Here is a 16,641-nt window from a genome sequence, read left to right on the forward strand (position 1 = left end):
GCAGCGGACATCAAAGTCCGGTTGGAACTTGAAGTACCCACAAAGAGCCCGAAGGGCCCGGAGTTGGAAGTCAGGAGGAATGTGGAATGAGTAAGGTCGCATTGGTAACTGGGGGCACCCGCGGAATTGGCGAAGCAATCTCCCGCGGTTTGAAAGACGCGGGTTATACCGTGGCGGCCACATACGCTGGCAACACTGAAAAAGCGGAAGCGTTTAAGGCTGAGACCGGCATTCACGTCTACAAATGGGATGTTTCCGATCCTGAAGCATGTGCGGCTGGCATTGCCCAAGTTGAAAGTGAACTCGGCCCGGTTGAAGTTCTGGTCAACAACGCCGGTATCACCCGCGACGGCATGTTCCACAAAATGGATTTCGATCAGTGGCGCGCCGTGATGTCCACCAACCTCGACTCCATGTTCACGATGACTCATCCAGTGATCAACGGCATGCGCAGCCGTGGCTCTGGCCGTATCATCAACATTTCTTCGATCAATGGCCAAAAGGGTCAGATGGGTCAGACCAACTATTCGGCCGCCAAGGCCGGTGTGATCGGTTTCACCAAAGCACTTGCCCAGGAAAATGCCTTCAAAGGTATTACCGTCAACTGCGTGTGCCCAGGCTACATCAACACCGACATGGTCGCCGCGATGCCGGAAAAAGTTTTGGAATCCATCGTTTCCGGTATTCCTGTCGGTCGCCTCGGCAAACCGGAAGAAATCGCACAGACCGTTGTTTACCTGGCATCTGATGCCGCTGGTTTCATGACCGGTGCCGTCATGACCATCAACGGTGGCCAATACGTCGCCAATGGCTAAGGTCAAGCCATAGGTGCTTCTGTTTGAAGTAACTCAGCTACTGTCTCGGAGAACCGGCCCGGCTTCGGTCGATTGACCGTTCTTCGAGACACAGCGTTTTGGGATTGCCCGAGCGCTATGCGTTTCCAGTGACCTTGAAAGCCGTTCGGTCGGCTGCTCAGTCTGGGCGCCCCGGAAACATTCTTGTTTCTTCCAGGTAAGGATTCTGGGCTCGGCAGGCCTCAAAATTACCTGGCATAATATCAGCGAAAATCAGCTCAGAAGTGACCGCGGAAGCCTGCGCTAAAAAGGTGCCGTCCGGTGCGGCGATGCAAGATTGGCCTTGATAGGCAAACCGGGCGTCTTTACCGGCGTGGTTGGCATAGGCGACAAAAACCTGGTTTTCAAAGGCGCGTACCGGAATGACATTCTGTGCAATGAAGGCGCCGCCGTCACTTTTTGGCAATGCCGTTGGCACGAGCACAGCTTCCGCGCCGCGGAGCGCTAGATCTCGGACCCTTTCGGGAAATTCCACATCAAAACAAACCAGAAGTCCAAATTTCAGGCCTTCGAATTCAAAAATTGGAGAATGCTTGGTTCCGCGCGAAAACAGCGATTTTTCGTAATCGCCGTAAAGATGGATCTTATCGTAGGTGGCGGATATGGCCTCCGGCGTGACAAACAGGGCCGAATTGAAGACTTGTGCGTCACGCTGCATTGCCAATCCGGCAACCAGAGCAGAGCCGGTGTCTGTCGACAGCTCGTTTAGCCAAATTGCGTCCGCGTCATCTGCCTCATTCGCATGATCTGTGATCGTCGAACCAGCACCATATCCGGTGAGCGCCAGCTCCGGGAGAACGGTGATCCGGCTGCCCTGGGCTGCAGCTTCCCGAACGGCTGTCTCGATGGCGGATTTCCGCTCCTCAATCGAAGTAACCGCGGCGTTCAGCTGGGCAATGGCGATTTTCATAGCTATTCCCCCTTGCTCCAGGCGCCGAGCAGTTTCGGTAGATCGCCAAAGCGGGCAACCAGACCAAAGACAACAACGGCAACCAGAATGAAGAACACCGAAACAGCGGCCATGGTTGGCGTATAGCCGTAGCGCAACGCATTGAAGACCTTGATTGGGATCGTCTCCAAAGTGAAGCCGACGGTCATGTAAGCCACAATGTATTCGTTCAGCGACAAGACAAAGGCAAAGGCAAAGCCGGAGATCACATACGGCCGGATCAGCGGAAAGATCACCGTTTTCATGAGTGTCTTGTCATCGGCACCCATGGTCATACCGGCCTCGATGATCTCCCGGTCGATGGTGGCAAAACCAAGCGTGATTGTGACCAGTGGCAGGCTGACAAAGAAGATGCCGTGGCTGATAACGACAGTCCAAGGCTGGCCGTAAAACCCGGTGGTTGCCCAGAAGCTGAGCGCGCCGAGCGCGGTGATGACCGGCGGCAATATGAAAGGTGAGAACCCGAGCATTTGAACAAACCGTGCCCAGGGCGCGACCCGGCGCCACAAAAACCAGGAGAGCGGCAATGCAATTGCAACGCTGATTGCGGAAGCCGTTGCGGCCACCATCACCGAATTCAGCAAGGCGGACCGCCAGGCCGGATCTGTCAAAACACTCAAATACCAGTCGGCGGACAGGCCTTGTGGCGGGAAGGCCAGTGTCTTTTTGGCGTTGAGCGCCACCCCGGCAATAACAATGACTGGAAGCGCCATGAAAAGCGCCATGGCGGCAAAGAACAGTTTTCCGGCTGCTTTGCTCATAGCTCTCCCGCTCCTTTCCGGCCCGAAATCATCACGGACAAACCAACCAGAAGCAGGCTGGCGATTACCAGGAAGACGGCCATGGCTGCGGCGAACGGCATGTTGGACTGGTAAATTGCCTGATCTGTGACCAGGACCGACAATGTCCAATGCTGCGGCCGTCCCAATATCTGCGGCAGCAAATAGGCGCCGAGCGCAAAAATGAAAACGATAATGAAAGTCGCCAGCAGGGTTTTGCGCATGACCGGCAGGACGACGTTCATGAAGGACCGGACCGGCGAACAGCCAAGTGTGCGGGCGGCTTCCATCAGGGACGGGTCTAGCCGCGAGAACGCGGGATAGAGTACCAGAACCGTATAGGGAAAGGCTTGATAGATGAGACCTGTCAGGACAGCGCCAAAGCCGGGCGCCCAGGCTTCCGGTTTTTCCATCAGGCCGAGCCAGACAAAGAAATTGCTGATGCCGGCCGTGCGGCTCAACAGCGTCGACCAGGCAAAGCCGATGATTACTTCTGAGAGGGAAAGAACCCCTAAAAGCGCGATCAGCCACAGCACCTGATCCCGGCGGCGAAGTTTGGTCAGCAGGTAAGTGAAGGGAACTCCGATCAATAAGCAAAAAGCCGAGACGAGCGCTGCCAAACCGAGGGAAAAAGCCAGGACTTCGCCGAAAAACGGTGTCAGAAACCGGGCGTAATTGGCAAAGTTAAAGGCCGGTTCATAAAAGCCGCCTTGAACCCGCTTGAAGACGGAGATGGCGACCATGATGCCGAAGGGGACGACAAAGAACATCCCCAGCATGGCGGCAGGAAAAGCGATCGGCAGATAATCGCTGAGTTTCTGGGGGGGGCTGCGGCGCATCAGTGTGCCCCTTCAGGACCAAAAACCACACACGCTTCCGGCGGTAGTGTCAGGGATACAGATGTCCCGACATGAAAGTCACAGTGCGATTTGGGCGGCGCCAGCGCAATGACCCGGTCGCTGCCGGCATTCAGATGGATTTCTATGGTCGATCCCATTTCCCGGATGAAGACGATGTCGGCTTTGACAGGACCATCTTCACCCTCGGCCACGACGACATCTTCTGGCCGAACGGAAATCAATGCCTGGCCGCTCGAAGGAATATCCAGGCCGGGGATAAGGCCGCCTGAAAAGGCTGCGCCGCCGTCTGCCTTTGTCACCTTGATCAAATTCGCCTGGCCCAGAAAGTCCGCAACAAAAGGGCTGGCCGGTCTTTTGTAAGCCTCGATTGGGGACGCCATCTGCTCAACCTTGCCGTTGGACATAACGACGATCTGGTCGGACATGGACATGGCTTCACGCTGGTCGTGGGTGACGACGATGGTGGTGATGCCAAGGCGTTGCTGTAGCTGCCTGAGTTCCACCTGCATGGCTTCGCGAAGTTTGGCGTCTAGTGCAGACAGGGGCTCGTCAAGCAGGAAAAGCTGCGGTGAGACCGCAAGGGCCCGGGCAATGGCCACCCGTTGGCGTTGGCCGCCTGAGAGCTGAGTGATCGCCCGGTTTTCGATGCCGGGCAACTGCACCATATCGAGCAACTCACGCACCCGGGCTTCGCAGTCAGCGCGGTTTGCGCCGCGGATTCTTAAGGGATAGGCGATGTTTTCGCCTATGGTGAGATGTGGGAACAATGCCAGGGACTGGAACACCATGCCAAGATTGCGCTTGTGTGCTGGCGTGTCGTTGATCCGGTCGCCCTGCAGGCGGATGTCGCCGGAGGTCGGGTCTTCCAGACCTGCGATCATGCGCAAGAGCGTTGTTTTTCCGCAGCCGGACGGACCGAGAAGACACACGAACGTGCCGTCGTCGACATTGAGCGAGATACCATCGACAGCGGTCACCGCGCCAAAGCGTTTGGTGATGTCGGCGAGTTGAAGACCGGACATATGTTCTTCCCGAAACGTTTAAAAACTCCGGACCGGAAACGGGATCGCCTCCGGTCCGGATAAAGGGCTTAGCCGACGATTAGTTCCGTCCACTTCTGGTTCAACCAGTCGGACTTAGTGGAATAAAGATCATAGCGCGGGATGACCGGATCAATATCGGAGGAAACAGATGCAAATTCTGCGTCGGTCATGTCGAGCGTGTCCCGCTTCAAGGTCGGGGCGGTGCCGACTTTCAAGGACATCAGCTTCTGCATCGACGGCTGGGTCATGAAGTTGATGAATTCATGGGCTTCGTCGCTCTTCTTCGACGCACGGGACAGGGCCCAGCAACCCGAATCCAGGATGCCGCCTTCTTTCGGGAAAGTGGAGCGGACCGGGAAACCGTCCGCAGCGGCAAGGCCTGTTACGTCGTGATAATACTGGCCCATCGGAATTTCACCGGACTTCAGAGCCTGTTCGAACTGGGCCTCGTCCCGGTACCACAGCCGGACGTTTGGCTTCAGCTCCGCCAGCTTGTCCATCACCTTCAAAATGCCCTCATCCGTGTCGAGGATCTCTGTGCCGCCGAAGAAGGTTTTGGCGGTGACTTCCAGAAGGAAGGAGTTGGAGACGAGCGCCAGAAGACCGAGTTTGTCGGCGTTTGACGGATCCCACATGAACGCCCAGCTCTCCGGCGCTTGCGGGTAGCTCTCGGTGTTGGAAACCAGGGTGATGTACCAGGCCACCGCACCAACACCTGCGACCTTGCCGTCGTCATAGCGGTTGATGAACTGCGGCAGCACCTTGTCGGCATCGGCGATCTTGGCGAGATCCAAAGGCGCCCAAAGGTTGGTCGATTGGCCTTTCAGCATGGCAACCTGGGACATCATGGAAAGATCCGCTGGAGCTGCGCCGGCACGGGCGGCCTGTTCCAGCTGGACCAGCCAAGCTTCGCCGGTCGGCTCTGCAATGGACTCAACGGCAATGCCGGTCGCCTTTGTGAATTCCGGAAAGATGTGCTTGTCAAAGCTGTCTTTGAAGTAGCCGCCATAAACGCCGACTTTCAAAGAGCGATCTGCGGCCTGCAAAATCGATGGCATGGCCAAGGTGGAGACGCCTGCAAGGCCAGTGGCCAAAACTGAGCGCCTTGAGAGTTTGAACTTCGTTGTGTCAGTCATTTTCAATTCCCCTCGTTGGTTGACCGTTTGCTGCGGTCAGGGACAAGGCGGACAGCCCGTTCTATGCGGGCTTGCCGGCCGTGTGAGCTTTAAGTTCCGGTGGCCACGGATGGGCTGAACACCATCAGCGACAGAATTTCGAACAGCATCTGTGCGCCGGCATGTGCGGTGTTTGTGGTTGAGTCATATTGCGGCGCGACCTCCACAACATCGCCGCCGATCAGATTAATGCCTTTTAGTGCCCGTAGGATTTCCTGGGCTTCGCGTGTTGTCAGGCCGCCGATTTCCGGTGTGCCGGTGCCTGGCGCATAGGCTGGATCCAGGCTATCGATGTCGAAGGAGAGATACACCGGACCGTCGCCGACCTTTTCACGGGCAAGTTCCGCGATTTTTTCGCAGCCGAGCTTGGAGATCTCTTCGGCGTGGATCACGCTCATGCCAGTGTCTTTGGAAAACTCCCAGAGATAGTCGGAAGAGCCCCGGATGCCGATTTGGATTGTGCGGTCTGGGTCCAGCACACCCTCCAGCACAGCCTGACGGAACGGGCCGCCATGATGGAAACGGCTGCCGTCGAAGGGGCCTGAGGTATCGCAGTGGGCATCGATATGGATCATGCCGACCGGTTCATCGCGGCCGAGCGCTTTTAAGATTGGCAGGGATATCGAATGATCGCCGCCAATTGAGAGCGGTACGACGCCAGCGGTCACGAGTTTTGCAATCGCCGCCTCAATGTCTTCATGGGATTTCACCAAGTCAAAGCGGCTGCGGAACGGCACGTCACCGATGTCTTCGGCCCGCAAGTCCGAACCCGGCATGCACTCCAGCACATGGTTGAACGGGCCGACCCGTTCGATGGCCCGGATCGCGCGCGGGCCAAAGCGGCAGCCATTGCGGTTGGTGATGCCAAGATCCATCGGCGCCCCGATCAGCGCCACATCGAGATCTGAGAAATCCGGATCCGACCAATCAACGGTGCGAAAGGGAAGGTCAAGAAAGGTCGGAATGCCGGCATATGGCGCAACCCGTGTGCCGGACGGGTCAAAAAGCTTGTCCGCCACCGCCTTGAACGTCGGATCATAGATCGTGCTTTCATTGTCGCCGCCGAATTTGGCGCGAATGGCTGCCAGCTTATCCTTATCCATATCACTCCTCTTTCCACTGAACGTCGGCAGCAAATGCCGATCTTGAAAGGGCTGCCAGCCTCTCGGGGATCCGTTCGATTTCCTTGCGGCTGACATTGGCAAAGGCGAGCCGCAGATGCTGATCCTGGTTAGGGCCGAAATAGCTGCCGGGCAGAGCCAGGAGGCCGCAGTCCTTTGCCAGCCGTTCGGCAACTTCCGTTGCCGCTATTCCCGGGAATGGATGCCGTACATAGGCAAAGTAGACGCCGATCTGATCGACCTGCCAGTTGGGCGCCTGCACCATTGCGGTTTGAAATGCTTCGGCCCGTCCGTTGATCTCTGCGGTAACGCCCTTGCGCCAATCACCAAGCGTTGTGATTGCGTTGGGAAGTGCGATCTGCGTGGCCCGCGCCGGGCAAATCTGGATGCAGTCCAGGACTTTACCAATTTCTTCAAGGATCGGCGCGCCGGCGATCAATGCGCCAAGTCGGTGGCCGGGAATGGCGAAGCTTTTTGAAAAGCTGTAGAGGCTGATCACTCTATCCCGCCAGCGTGGGTCGCTGAACAGCCCATGCGGTGCTGCGCCGTCTGGCCGAAAATCCCGGTAGGTTTCATCGATGATCAGTGTGACGTTATTTTCATGGGCCAAGTCCAGAAAGGCTTTGATCACGTCCGGCGGATAGATCGCGCCGGTCGGATTGTTGGGCGTCACCAGAACAATTGCCTTGACCTTGTCATCAATCAACGCGGCCGCATGTTCAACGTCTGGAATGAAGCCGGCCTTGGCGGAAAGTGGCAATGGCCGGGCTTCGATGCCCAGCATGTCCAGTGTCATTTTGTGATTGAAATACCAGGGCGTCGGCAAAAGGACCGCGTCGCCGGCAGCTGCCAAAGCCAAAACAGATACAAAGAAGGCCTGATTACAGCCGGCTGTGATCGCGACTTCGTCGAAGCCAATAGGGGCTTGGTAGACACTTGCGCATTCTGTTGCAAAAGCAGCACGCAAAGCGCCGTCCCCAAAGATATTTCCATAGCGGGTCGCTTCCGCAGATTTAGCCGCGTTTGCAATGTGTTCCAAAAACTCGGCTGGGGGCGGATCGCCGGGCACTGCCTGGGCAAGGTTCAGCGCTGGGCCGTGCTGACCTTGATAGGCGGGTAGCCAGTTTGCGGCCTCCGGAATGGGCGGTGTCGCCGTATCAATTAGGTTTTGGTTCAGGCTGAAGGCCGTCACGCTTGCATCCACTTCAATGATCGCTCGCACACCGATTGGGCACGCGCAAAAAATGATCATAGAAATTTCGAAAGCTTGTAAAATAGGATAGTTTCAATCAATACATTGAGAATATCAAATGTAAGGGAGGGTGCATGCGCCCGTCTGGAAGTGACCTCCGCCTGCTGCAGGTGTTTGATGCTGTTGTCCGTCATGGCGGCTTTTCGGCAGCTGAAGGAGAGCTCAATCTCAGCCAGTCGACGATTTCCAATCACATGGCCGCGCTGGAAGAGCGTTTGGGGGTTGTCTTGTGCCGGCGGGGGCGGGGAGGTTTTCAGCTCACAGAAGAGGGGCGGTCGGTTCATGAGGCCGCTACCCGCCTGAATGCGGCCTTGCACGACTTTTCCGCCGACGTCGGCTCTGTGCAGGGCAAGATCAGTGGTGAGTTGCGTATCGGTGTGTTGGATGCAATTTGCGATGATCCGCAGAACCGTTTGCCGGAAGCGCTTGGCGCTTTTCATGAACTTGCCGGCGATGCCAAGGTATTGCTTGCGCAGGAAGCGGCGCAAGATCTCCAGCAGAAAGTGCGGGACGGCACCTACCATTGTGGCATTGGTGTTGATCTGACCCCGGTCGAGGGCCTTGACCAAGTGCTGCTGAATACGGAAATGCACAGTCTTTATTGTGGCCGCGGCCACCCGTTGTTTCACATGCCGGTGGCGGATTTGGTGCGTGAAGAACTGCTGGCGTTGCCTTTTGTTAAACGCGGTTACTGGTGCACGGAAAAATCCCGGCAGAATGTTTTTCGAAATGTGGCTGCGACAGTCCTGCAGATCGAACCGCAGCTCTTGTTGATCCGCTCAGGTCATTATGTCGGGTATCTGCCGGATCATTATGCAGCGCGCTGGTGCGCCAACGGGGAATTGCGACGATTTGAAGTGCCGGAATTCAGCTATTCGGCCCAGTTTTATCTGTTCACCGCCCGCGACAACCGAAAATCCACCACGGTCACCGCGATCACCCAGGCTGTCCGATCTGCCTGGGCCAAAAATGCAGACTGTGATCAGGATGATAAGTCTCAGAAAAAGCAGAAGTATTTAGAAAGCGCCTGACCGGAATCTATCCTATTGCGTCTTGTCGTCGGTCGGAAAATGTCATCTACGTCTTGACAAAATGGAACGTTCCAGTTTTTATGGATCAAAATTTGGAACGTTCCAATTATTGGTTTGGAGGAATGCATGCGTTGGGGACTGATAGGCGCGAGCCGGATTGCGTCCAGTTATGTCATTGACGCCATCCGGGCGCAGGCGGGATCGGAAATCCAATCCGTTCTGAGCTCCGATGAGGCGCGTGGCCAAGCCTACGCGCAGGATCACCAGATCCCGGACAGCTATACTGATCTGGATGCCCTGCTCGCCGATGACAGCGTCGACGCGGTTTACATCTCGACCACAAATGAAAAACACCACCCGCAGGCCATGGCAGCGATTGCCGCCGGTAAACATGTCCTGTGCGAAAAACCGCTCGCGATGACCTTAGGCGAAGCTGTTGAGATGGTGAGGGCTGCGGCGGACAAAGACGTGACCTTTGCGACCAATCACCATCTTCGCAATGCCGGTTCCCACCTTGCCATTCGCGATCTGATTGCCTCAGGCCGGATCGGCAAGGTTTTGAGCGCCCGGGTGTTTCATGCAGTCAATCTGCCGGAGCACCTACGCGGTTGGCGGATCAATGATGCCTCTGCTGGCGGTGGCGTTATTCCGGATATCACGGTTCACGATGCTGATACTGTTCGGTTTCATCTGGCTGAAGACCCGGTCGATGTGGTTGCCAAGGCTGGCGTATCCGGCATGGGTGAGGGTGTTGAAGACAGTGTCATGTCGGTCTGGTCCATGCCATCTGGCGTGATGGTTCAGTCCCACGAGAGTTTTACCCATGGATACGCCGGTACCGGGGTCGAATTCCACGGAACCGAAGGGTCGATCTTTGCACGCAATGTCATGACCCAGGAGCCTGTCGGCGAGATTCGGCTGGTCGATGCGTCAGGAGAAAGCCAAGTCCCTTACGAGACGCACAATCTCTATCACCGCGCGATAGGCCTTTTTGCCGGAGCTGCTGCGGGCAAAGGTGCACCGTCAGCGGATGGTGTTGATGGCGTGAAGTCTTTGGCGGTTGCGCTCGCCGTACGCGAGGCGGCCCGTTCGGGCCAGGCAACGCACGTCGACTATGGAGGGCTTTGAGCCATGACCTCCAAGATCGTTTCCATGGAAGATGCTGCCGCCCGAATAAAGGATGGCGCGGTTGTCACCGTTTCTTCTTCCTCCGGCCTCGGATGCCCGGACAAGGTGCTGGAAGCCATTGGCGACCGGTTCGACAAAGAAGGGCATCCGAGGAACCTGACCACGCTGCATCCGATCGCAGCGGGCGATATGTACGGCATCAAAGGCATCGACCACATCGCCAAGGATGGTCTGCTTTCGACCATCATCGCCGGATCCTATCCCTCCGGTCCGTCTTCGATGCCGATGCCGGATATTTGGAAGATGCTCGTTGAAAACCGTGTTGCGGCCTACAACGTCCCTTCCGGCATCCTGTTCGACATGCACCGAGATGTGGCCGCCCGCCGTCCGGGTGTGATGACCAAAGTGGGTCTGGAGACCTTTGTTGATCCGGTTCTCCAGGGCTGCGCCATGAACGAGGTTGCAGCTGAAAAACCGATTGTCTCCAGGATCGACCTTGGCGGAGAAACCTGGCTGCATTTCCCGAACATCATTCCGGATGTGGCCATTATCCGGGCAACCACGGCGGATGAACGCGGAAATCTTACTTACGAGCATGAAGGCGCCTATTTGGGCGGTCTGGAACAGGCGATTGCAGTTCGCAACCACGGCGGTCTGGTGATTGCCCAGGTCAAACGGATCACGGCTTCCGGTTCGCTTCGGCCGCACGATGTCCGGGTCCCGGGGCACCTGGTTGATCTGATCGTTGTTGATCCTGGCCAGCGGCAGACCACGGAAACCGACTATGATCCGGCCATCTCAGGCGAAATCATGCGGCCGTGGGATAGTTTTTCGCTTGCCGACCACAGCGTTGAGAAAATTGTCGCGCGCCGCGCGGCCATGGAACTGAGTGCTGGCCAGACAGCCAATCTCGGCTTTGGTGTGTCGGCGATGGTGCCACGGGTCCTTCTGGAAGCCGGGCAGGAACAGGCCGTCACCTGGGCCATTGAGCAGGGTGCGACCGGTGGCATGCCGCTGACCGGTTTTGCCTTCGGTTGTGCATCCAACGCCGATGCCTATATGCCGTCGCCTCAGCAGTTTACCTATTTCCAGGGCGGAGGTTTTGACGTCTCGTTCCTGTCCTTCCTGGAGATTGATCTTGAAGGCAACGTCAACGTTTCCAAACTCGGCAAGAAACCCTATCTGACAGCAGGCTGCGGCGGGTTTGTCGACATTACAGCCAATGCCAAAAAGATCGTCTTTTCCGGCCTCTTTGAGGCGGGTGCTGGTCTTGAGCTGACCGATGAAGCCTTGCGGGTGAAGGCGCCTGGCAAGTTCACTAAGATGGTCGACAATGTCGAGCACGTGACGTTTTCCGGCCGCCGCGCACGGGAGCTCGGTCAGGAGGTGCTCTACGTTACCGAACGCTGTGTGATCAAACTGACCGAAACCGGCCTGATGGCAACGGAAATCATGCCGGGAGTTGATGCGCAGCGCGACATCGTTGATGCTTCCAAAGGCCGGGTTCGGCTGGCAAACACCTTGACCGAAATGCCGGTAGCGCTCCTTAAAAAAGAAGCCATGGAGTTGCAGCTGTGAGCGGACTTCATTTGATACGCCACGGCAGCATTGCCGAATTGCAGTTGGACAATCCCTCCAAGCTGAATGCCTTCACGGTAGAAATGCTGGAAGCGGTTGAACCGGCTTGTGCCGAAATCGAAAGGGATGCTGCCGTTCAGGCTGTTGTTGTGACAGCTGCAGACAGCAAGGCCTTTTGCGCCGGTGCGGACATCCTGGCTTGGTCGCAATTGGAGCCCTGGGAATTTGCACGCAATTGGGTTCGTTATGGCCATCGCATTTTTGATCGATTGGCACGGCTTTCAAAGCCGAGCATCGCTGCGCTGAACGGGCATGCCTTTGGCGGCGGCCTGGAATTTGCGGCCACGGCGGACATTCGGGTGATGGCGCCACAGGCGACCCTCGCTCTCCCGGAAGCTGCTGTCGGGATCGTCCCCGGTTGGTCGGGTACGCAGCGGCTGATCCGCCTGATGGGGGAGCCTCTTGTCAAAGAGATGGCTTTGTTCGGCCGCAGGATCTCCGCTGATCGTGCCCATGCGGCCGGGTTTGTCGCAGAAATCTCTGACGATCCCAAACAAACGGCGTTCGAAATCGCAGAAGCGCTGATGGCCAAGTCGCCCTGCTCGATCGAAGTTGCCAAATACATGATCCATGCGGCCGCTGGCGAAGACCGCGGCGCGATGATTGAAGCGCTGGGCGCGGGCATGATCGGCCCAACCGCCGATCGGGATGAAGGCGTCACAGCCTTTCGCGAAAAACGCAAACCGAATTTTCCTGGAACGAGACCATGAGTGAATTGAACGTCGTTGCCATTTCAAATGCAAAGCTCCCAGACGACCCTTTTGTCGCTCGTCACCTGATCGACGGGGCGTGGAAAGACAGCGCTGAAGGCGAAACTTTCGAACGGGTATCTCCCTCCCATGGTACGGTGGTGACCCGGGCGGCACAAGGAAACGGTGCAGATGTGGATGCGGCCATTTCCGCAGCGCGCAAGGCATATGATGCGGGAGCTTGGCGAGCCACCACCGGCAAGGACCGGGCAACTTTGTTGCTGAAAGTCGCAGATCTGATTGATCGTGAACGGGATCGGATTGCGTTGCTGGAGACCCTGGAGTCCGGCAAACCGATCAGCCAGGCCCGTGCCGAAATCGAAGGCGCTGCGGATATATGGCGTTTTGCGGCCTCATTGGCCCGAACCATCCACGGGGAAAGCCATAACACTCTGGGCAACGATTTTCTTGGGGTGGTTCTGAAAGAACCGGTTGGCGTGGTGTCGATCATCACCCCCTGGAATTTTCCATTCCTGATCGTTTCCCAGAAACTTCCCTTTGCGCTTGCTGCCGGCTGCACCGCCGTGATCAAACCCTCCGAAATGACCCCGGCTACCACCGTCATTCTCGGCGAATTGCTGATCGAAGCTGGTTGTCCGGCCGGTGTGGTCAACATTGTGCTGGGATATGGCGATCCGGTCGGGATCGCTATGACCACCGACAAGCGGGTCGACATGGTGACCTTCACCGGGTCGACCGCGGTCGGCAAGGGGATCGTCAAGGCCGCGTCCGAAACATTGAAGAAGGTTTCGCTTGAGCTCGGCGGAAAAAATCCGCAGGTCCTCTTCCCGGATGCGGATCTGGATAGCGCGATCGATGCGATTGTGTTCGGCGTCTATTTTAACGCGGGCGAATGCTGCAATTCCGGCTCCAGAATAATTGTGCACGAGGATATTGCTGAAGAAGTTGTTTCGCGGACAGTTGCCTTGTCTCGGGACGTGCCCTTTGGCGATCCACTGGACCCATCGACCAAAGTCGGGGCGATCATAACGCCGGACCATCAAAAGAAAATCGACACCTATGTGCAGCAGGCCGCCAATCATGGTGGAGACATCCGGCTCGGCGGCGCGGCCCTGGATGTTCCTGGGTTGAAAGGCCAATTTTACCAGCCAACGGTGATTTCCAACGTGACGGGAGAGATGCCGATTGCCCGCGACGAGGTGTTCGGGCCGGTGCTTTCAGTCCTGACCTTCAAGACGCTGGATGAAGCTATCGCACTCGTAAACGATGCAGACTATGGCCTCTCCGCCGGGGTTTGGAGCGAAAACGTCCACACCTGTTTGGAGTTTGCGCGCCGGGCGCAGGCCGGCACTGTTTGGACGAACACCTGGATGGATGGTTTTGCCGAACTGCCGTTCGGCGGCTTGAAAGAGAGCGGCCAAGGCCGGGAGCTTGGAAAATACGGTCTGGACGAGTTCTTGGAAGCCAAAACCGTGACCATGCGGATCGGCAAAACCCGATCGCCTTGGGTGGCGTGATGCCTGGCTTAGTCCGAAATCGAGAACTGCCCTTCGGGTTTCAGGAGAATTTGCATCTCGGACATCGGGGCGCCGGAAATCCTGGCCAGAAGAACTTTGGCCATGGCCCTGCCCGTGGCGCGCAGGTCTTCACGAATGGTCTCGATCCGCGGGCGGAAGTGCTTGGAAATCGGCGACGCCCATTTGGCAACAACGTCAATGTCCGTGCCCGGCGTCAATCCCATGTCGTGCAGATAGGCAAGAGTCACCAGAGTGTTGACTTCACCAACACACACATAGCCGTCCGGCGGATTGGGTCCGGTGTGAAGCTCTCGAAGTTTCGCAGCAATTTCATCCGGATCACTGTCCAGGTCGACATCGCCCGGAATAGTCAACTCGATCCCGTGCGCAATCGCCGCCTGGCGGGCGCCAAAACGCAGGTGCTGACCAAAGGTGTACCGTTCATTCGGCATGATAATGCAGACATGCCGCCGGTCCTTTTGGGTGAGGCGCTCAATGGCCATGTGAACGAACATCTCGTTGTCGAAGTCGACAAAGGGATGCGGCGTGGTGAAGTCCGTCCGTCCGTGGGTCGCAAACGGAAAGTCGTGCTCGAGCAGGTAACGAACCCGCTCATCGAAACATTCGGTCCGGGTGAAGACGATGGCATCGGCGAGCGAGTGTTTGCGGATGTGCCGGATCTGTTCGAGGCGGTCGTCGTTCAGGCTGTCGGCGGTGATGTTGATCGCATAACCGGTTCCCGAAAGCCCTTCACTCATGCCGGTGAGAAACTCGGATGTGAAGCTGAGAAACTCATGTTTCGGGTTGAGCAGAAGGCTGATCACCTTGGTCTGACCGGTACGCAACCTTTGGGCAGCCCTGTTGGGAACATAGCCTTGTTTACGGGCAACATCCGCAACGCGCTTACGCGTACCTTCCGCAATCTGCGGATCGTTAGCCAGAGCACGCGACACTGTTGTAACCGCAAAACCGGCCTCAGCGGCCACGGTCCGCAAAGTCGGGCGCCCCGGTCTGTCGATCGCGTTGTCTTCTGCTGTGTCCAAAGTCTTTCGAGACATGCCCGTCTGTTTCAGTTGCTGCCTTGTAATCCAAATTCCAGTTTTAGTCTAATCAGCACTTTTAAAACGTTACAACAAAAAAATATGCTGCAGTGCGGCGAGTGGAGATTTCTGGAAAGCTTTGAAAAAACAGATGGAAAGCTAGGTCGAAGTTTTTTGCAAAAAACATTGACATCAATCAGGTTTGTAACGTTACAATAGACGCTGTCTAATTATCGGGAGCCCGCTTTGGGCGCTCGAGGCGCCAATAGGCACTAAACGGGAGGAATATCGATGTCATTGAAGTCTTTGAAGCTGGGCGTCGCAGCCCTGGCGATGAGCACGAGCCTGGCGGCTGCCAGCGAGGTGGAGGTCTTGCACTGGTGGACATCCGGTGGTGAGGCGGCAGCATTGAACGTGCTGAAGCAAGACCTTGAAGGTCAAGGCATCGGCTGGCAGGACATGCCGGTGGCCGGTGGCGGCGGTACCCAAGCCATGACCGTGCTGCGTGCCCGTGTTACCTCAGGTAACCCACCGACCGCGGTGCAGATGCTTGGGTTCGATATTCTCGACTGGGCGAAAGAGGGCGCTCTGGCGGATCTGAACATTCAGGCTGGCCTGGAAGGCTGGGACGATGTGGTGCCGGAAGCGCTGCAGGCATTCGCAAAGCATGACGGCAAGTGGGTCTCTGCACCGGTGAATGTGCACTCCACCAACTGGGTCTGGGCGAACAAGGCAGTTCTGGATGAGCTCGGCATTGCCGTACCGACGACTTGGGATGAGTTCGTGGCTGCACTGGAAAAAGTGAAGGCCGCAGGTAAGACCCCGATCGCACATGGTGGTCAGGCTTGGCAGGACGCCACTGTTTTTGACGCCGTTGCCATGTCAACCGGCGGGCCGGACTTCTATAAGGCTGCCTTCATCGATCTTGATGAAGACGCGCTCGGCTCCGACACGATGAAGGAAGCCTTCGATCGTATGGCTGTCATCCGCTCCCATGTGGACGACAATTTCTCCGGCCGTGACTGGAACCTGGCAACGGCTATGGTCATCAACGGCGATGCCGCTTTCCAGATGATGGGGGACTGGGCGAAGGGCGAATTCCTGAATGCTGACAAGGTTCCGGATCAGGACTTCCTGTGCTTCCGTTTCCCGGGCACACAGGACCAGGTGACCTTCAATGCCGACCAGTTCGCAATGTTCTCGCAGGGCTCTGAAGTCGGCAAGGAGCAGGCCGCGCTGGCGACCGCGATCCTGTCACCAACATTCCAGTCCGCGTTCAACGTGGTCAAAGGTTCTGTGCCGGCACGTACGGATGTGTCCGACGAAGCATTCGATGCGTGTGGCAAAAAGGGTATGGCTGATCTGAAGAAGGCTGCAGGAAGCGGCAACCTCTATGGCTCCATGGCACATGGTCATGCCAATCCGGCATCGGTCAAAAACGCCATGTATGATGTCATTACCGCGCACTTCAACGGAGAATACGACAGCGCGACTGCTGTCGATGAGCTGGTGACGGCTGTTCAGATCAACAAGTAATCCACCAA

15 protein-coding genes are annotated in these 16,641 nt (G+C 57.0%); 7 read left to right on the plus strand and 8 right to left on the minus strand.

The window, feature by feature from the left end; all coding sequences use genetic code 11:
* Positions 1 to 86 precede the first annotated feature (86 nt).
* Positions 87 to 815, plus strand: coding sequence for an acetoacetyl-CoA reductase (gene phbB / locus FJ695_RS05415; protein ID WP_141184489.1), 729 nt, complete (start codon positions 87 to 89; stop codon positions 813 to 815).
* Positions 816 to 972: 157 nt separating this feature from the next.
* Here phbB and FJ695_RS05420 read toward each other — a convergent pair whose 3' ends face one another.
* The 7 genes from FJ695_RS05420 to FJ695_RS05450 form a co-directional block, all read right to left on the minus strand.
* Entirely contained in the window at positions 973 to 1,764 is a 792-nt protein-coding gene (locus tag FJ695_RS05420; RefSeq protein ID WP_141184490.1) for a carbon-nitrogen hydrolase family protein, read from the minus strand.
* A gap of 2 nt (positions 1,765 to 1,766) precedes the next feature.
* Positions 1,767 to 2,564 carry an ABC transporter permease gene (locus tag FJ695_RS05425; protein WP_141184491.1) on the minus strand — a complete coding sequence of 266 codons (798 nt, stop codon included), beginning with the start codon at positions 2,562 to 2,564 and terminating at the stop codon, positions 1,767 to 1,769.
* Positions 2,561 to 3,421, minus strand: a complete 861-nt coding sequence (locus FJ695_RS05430; RefSeq protein WP_141184492.1) for an ABC transporter permease — start codon at positions 3,419 to 3,421, stop codon at positions 2,561 to 2,563. Before FJ695_RS05430 ends, FJ695_RS05425 begins: the two co-directional genes overlap by 4 nt.
* Positions 3,421 to 4,464 carry an ABC transporter ATP-binding protein gene (locus FJ695_RS05435; RefSeq protein ID WP_141184493.1) on the minus strand — a complete coding sequence of 348 codons (1,044 nt, stop codon included), beginning with the start codon at positions 4,462 to 4,464 and terminating at the stop codon, positions 3,421 to 3,423. Before FJ695_RS05435 ends, FJ695_RS05430 begins: the two co-directional genes overlap by 1 nt.
* A gap of 68 nt (positions 4,465 to 4,532) precedes the next feature.
* Complete coding sequence (locus FJ695_RS05440; RefSeq protein ID WP_141184494.1) at positions 4,533 to 5,621, minus strand: PotD/PotF family extracellular solute-binding protein; 1,089 nt, start codon at positions 5,619 to 5,621, stop codon at positions 4,533 to 4,535.
* Positions 5,622 to 5,710: 89 nt separating this feature from the next.
* On the minus strand, positions 5,711 to 6,763 hold the full coding sequence (gene speB, locus FJ695_RS05445; protein WP_141184495.1) for an agmatinase: 1,053 nt from the start codon (positions 6,761 to 6,763) through the stop codon (positions 5,711 to 5,713).
* Between the two features lies 1 nt (position 6,764).
* Positions 6,765 to 8,033, minus strand: coding sequence for an aminotransferase (locus tag FJ695_RS05450; RefSeq protein WP_141184496.1), 1,269 nt, complete (start codon positions 8,031 to 8,033; stop codon positions 6,765 to 6,767).
* A 74-nt stretch (positions 8,034 to 8,107) separates the two neighbouring features.
* On the opposite strand from FJ695_RS05450, the gene FJ695_RS05455 reads away from it, so the two are divergent.
* The 5 genes from FJ695_RS05455 (at position 8,108) to FJ695_RS05475 (ending at position 14,057) form a co-directional block, all read left to right on the plus strand.
* Entirely contained in the window at positions 8,108 to 9,064 is a 957-nt protein-coding gene (locus FJ695_RS05455) for a LysR family transcriptional regulator (protein WP_141184497.1), read from the plus strand.
* A 126-nt stretch (positions 9,065 to 9,190) separates the two neighbouring features.
* Positions 9,191 to 10,192, plus strand: coding sequence for a Gfo/Idh/MocA family protein (locus tag FJ695_RS05460; protein ID WP_141184498.1), 1,002 nt, complete (start codon positions 9,191 to 9,193; stop codon positions 10,190 to 10,192).
* Positions 10,193 to 10,195: 3 nt separating this feature from the next.
* Positions 10,196 to 11,770 (plus strand): acyl CoA:acetate/3-ketoacid CoA transferase, encoded by a 1,575-nt coding sequence (locus FJ695_RS05465; protein WP_141184499.1) that lies wholly within the window; start codon positions 10,196 to 10,198, stop codon positions 11,768 to 11,770.
* A complete protein-coding gene (locus tag FJ695_RS05470) occupies positions 11,767 to 12,540 on the plus strand; it encodes an enoyl-CoA hydratase/isomerase family protein (RefSeq protein WP_141184500.1) in 774 nt (257 codons plus the stop codon). Before FJ695_RS05465 ends, FJ695_RS05470 begins: the two co-directional genes overlap by 4 nt.
* A complete protein-coding gene (locus tag FJ695_RS05475; protein WP_141184501.1) occupies positions 12,537 to 14,057 on the plus strand; it encodes an aldehyde dehydrogenase family protein in 1,521 nt (506 codons plus the stop codon). The genes FJ695_RS05470 and FJ695_RS05475 overlap by 4 nt, the downstream gene beginning before the upstream one ends.
* Positions 14,058 to 14,065: 8 nt before the next feature.
* On the opposite strand, the gene FJ695_RS05480 is transcribed toward FJ695_RS05475, so the two are convergent.
* Complete coding sequence (locus tag FJ695_RS05480; protein WP_141184502.1) at positions 14,066 to 15,115, minus strand: LacI family transcriptional regulator; 1,050 nt, start codon at positions 15,113 to 15,115, stop codon at positions 14,066 to 14,068.
* Between the two features lie 273 nt (positions 15,116 to 15,388).
* Between FJ695_RS05480 and FJ695_RS05485 the strand changes: the two genes are divergently transcribed.
* Positions 15,389 to 16,633, plus strand: coding sequence for an ABC transporter substrate-binding protein (locus tag FJ695_RS05485; protein ID WP_141184503.1), 1,245 nt, complete (start codon positions 15,389 to 15,391; stop codon positions 16,631 to 16,633).
* Positions 16,634 to 16,641: the final 8 nt, after the last annotated feature.

Source organism: Labrenzia sp. PHM005, assembly GCF_006517275.1.
Classification (GTDB): Bacteria; Pseudomonadota; Alphaproteobacteria; order Rhizobiales; family Stappiaceae; genus Roseibium.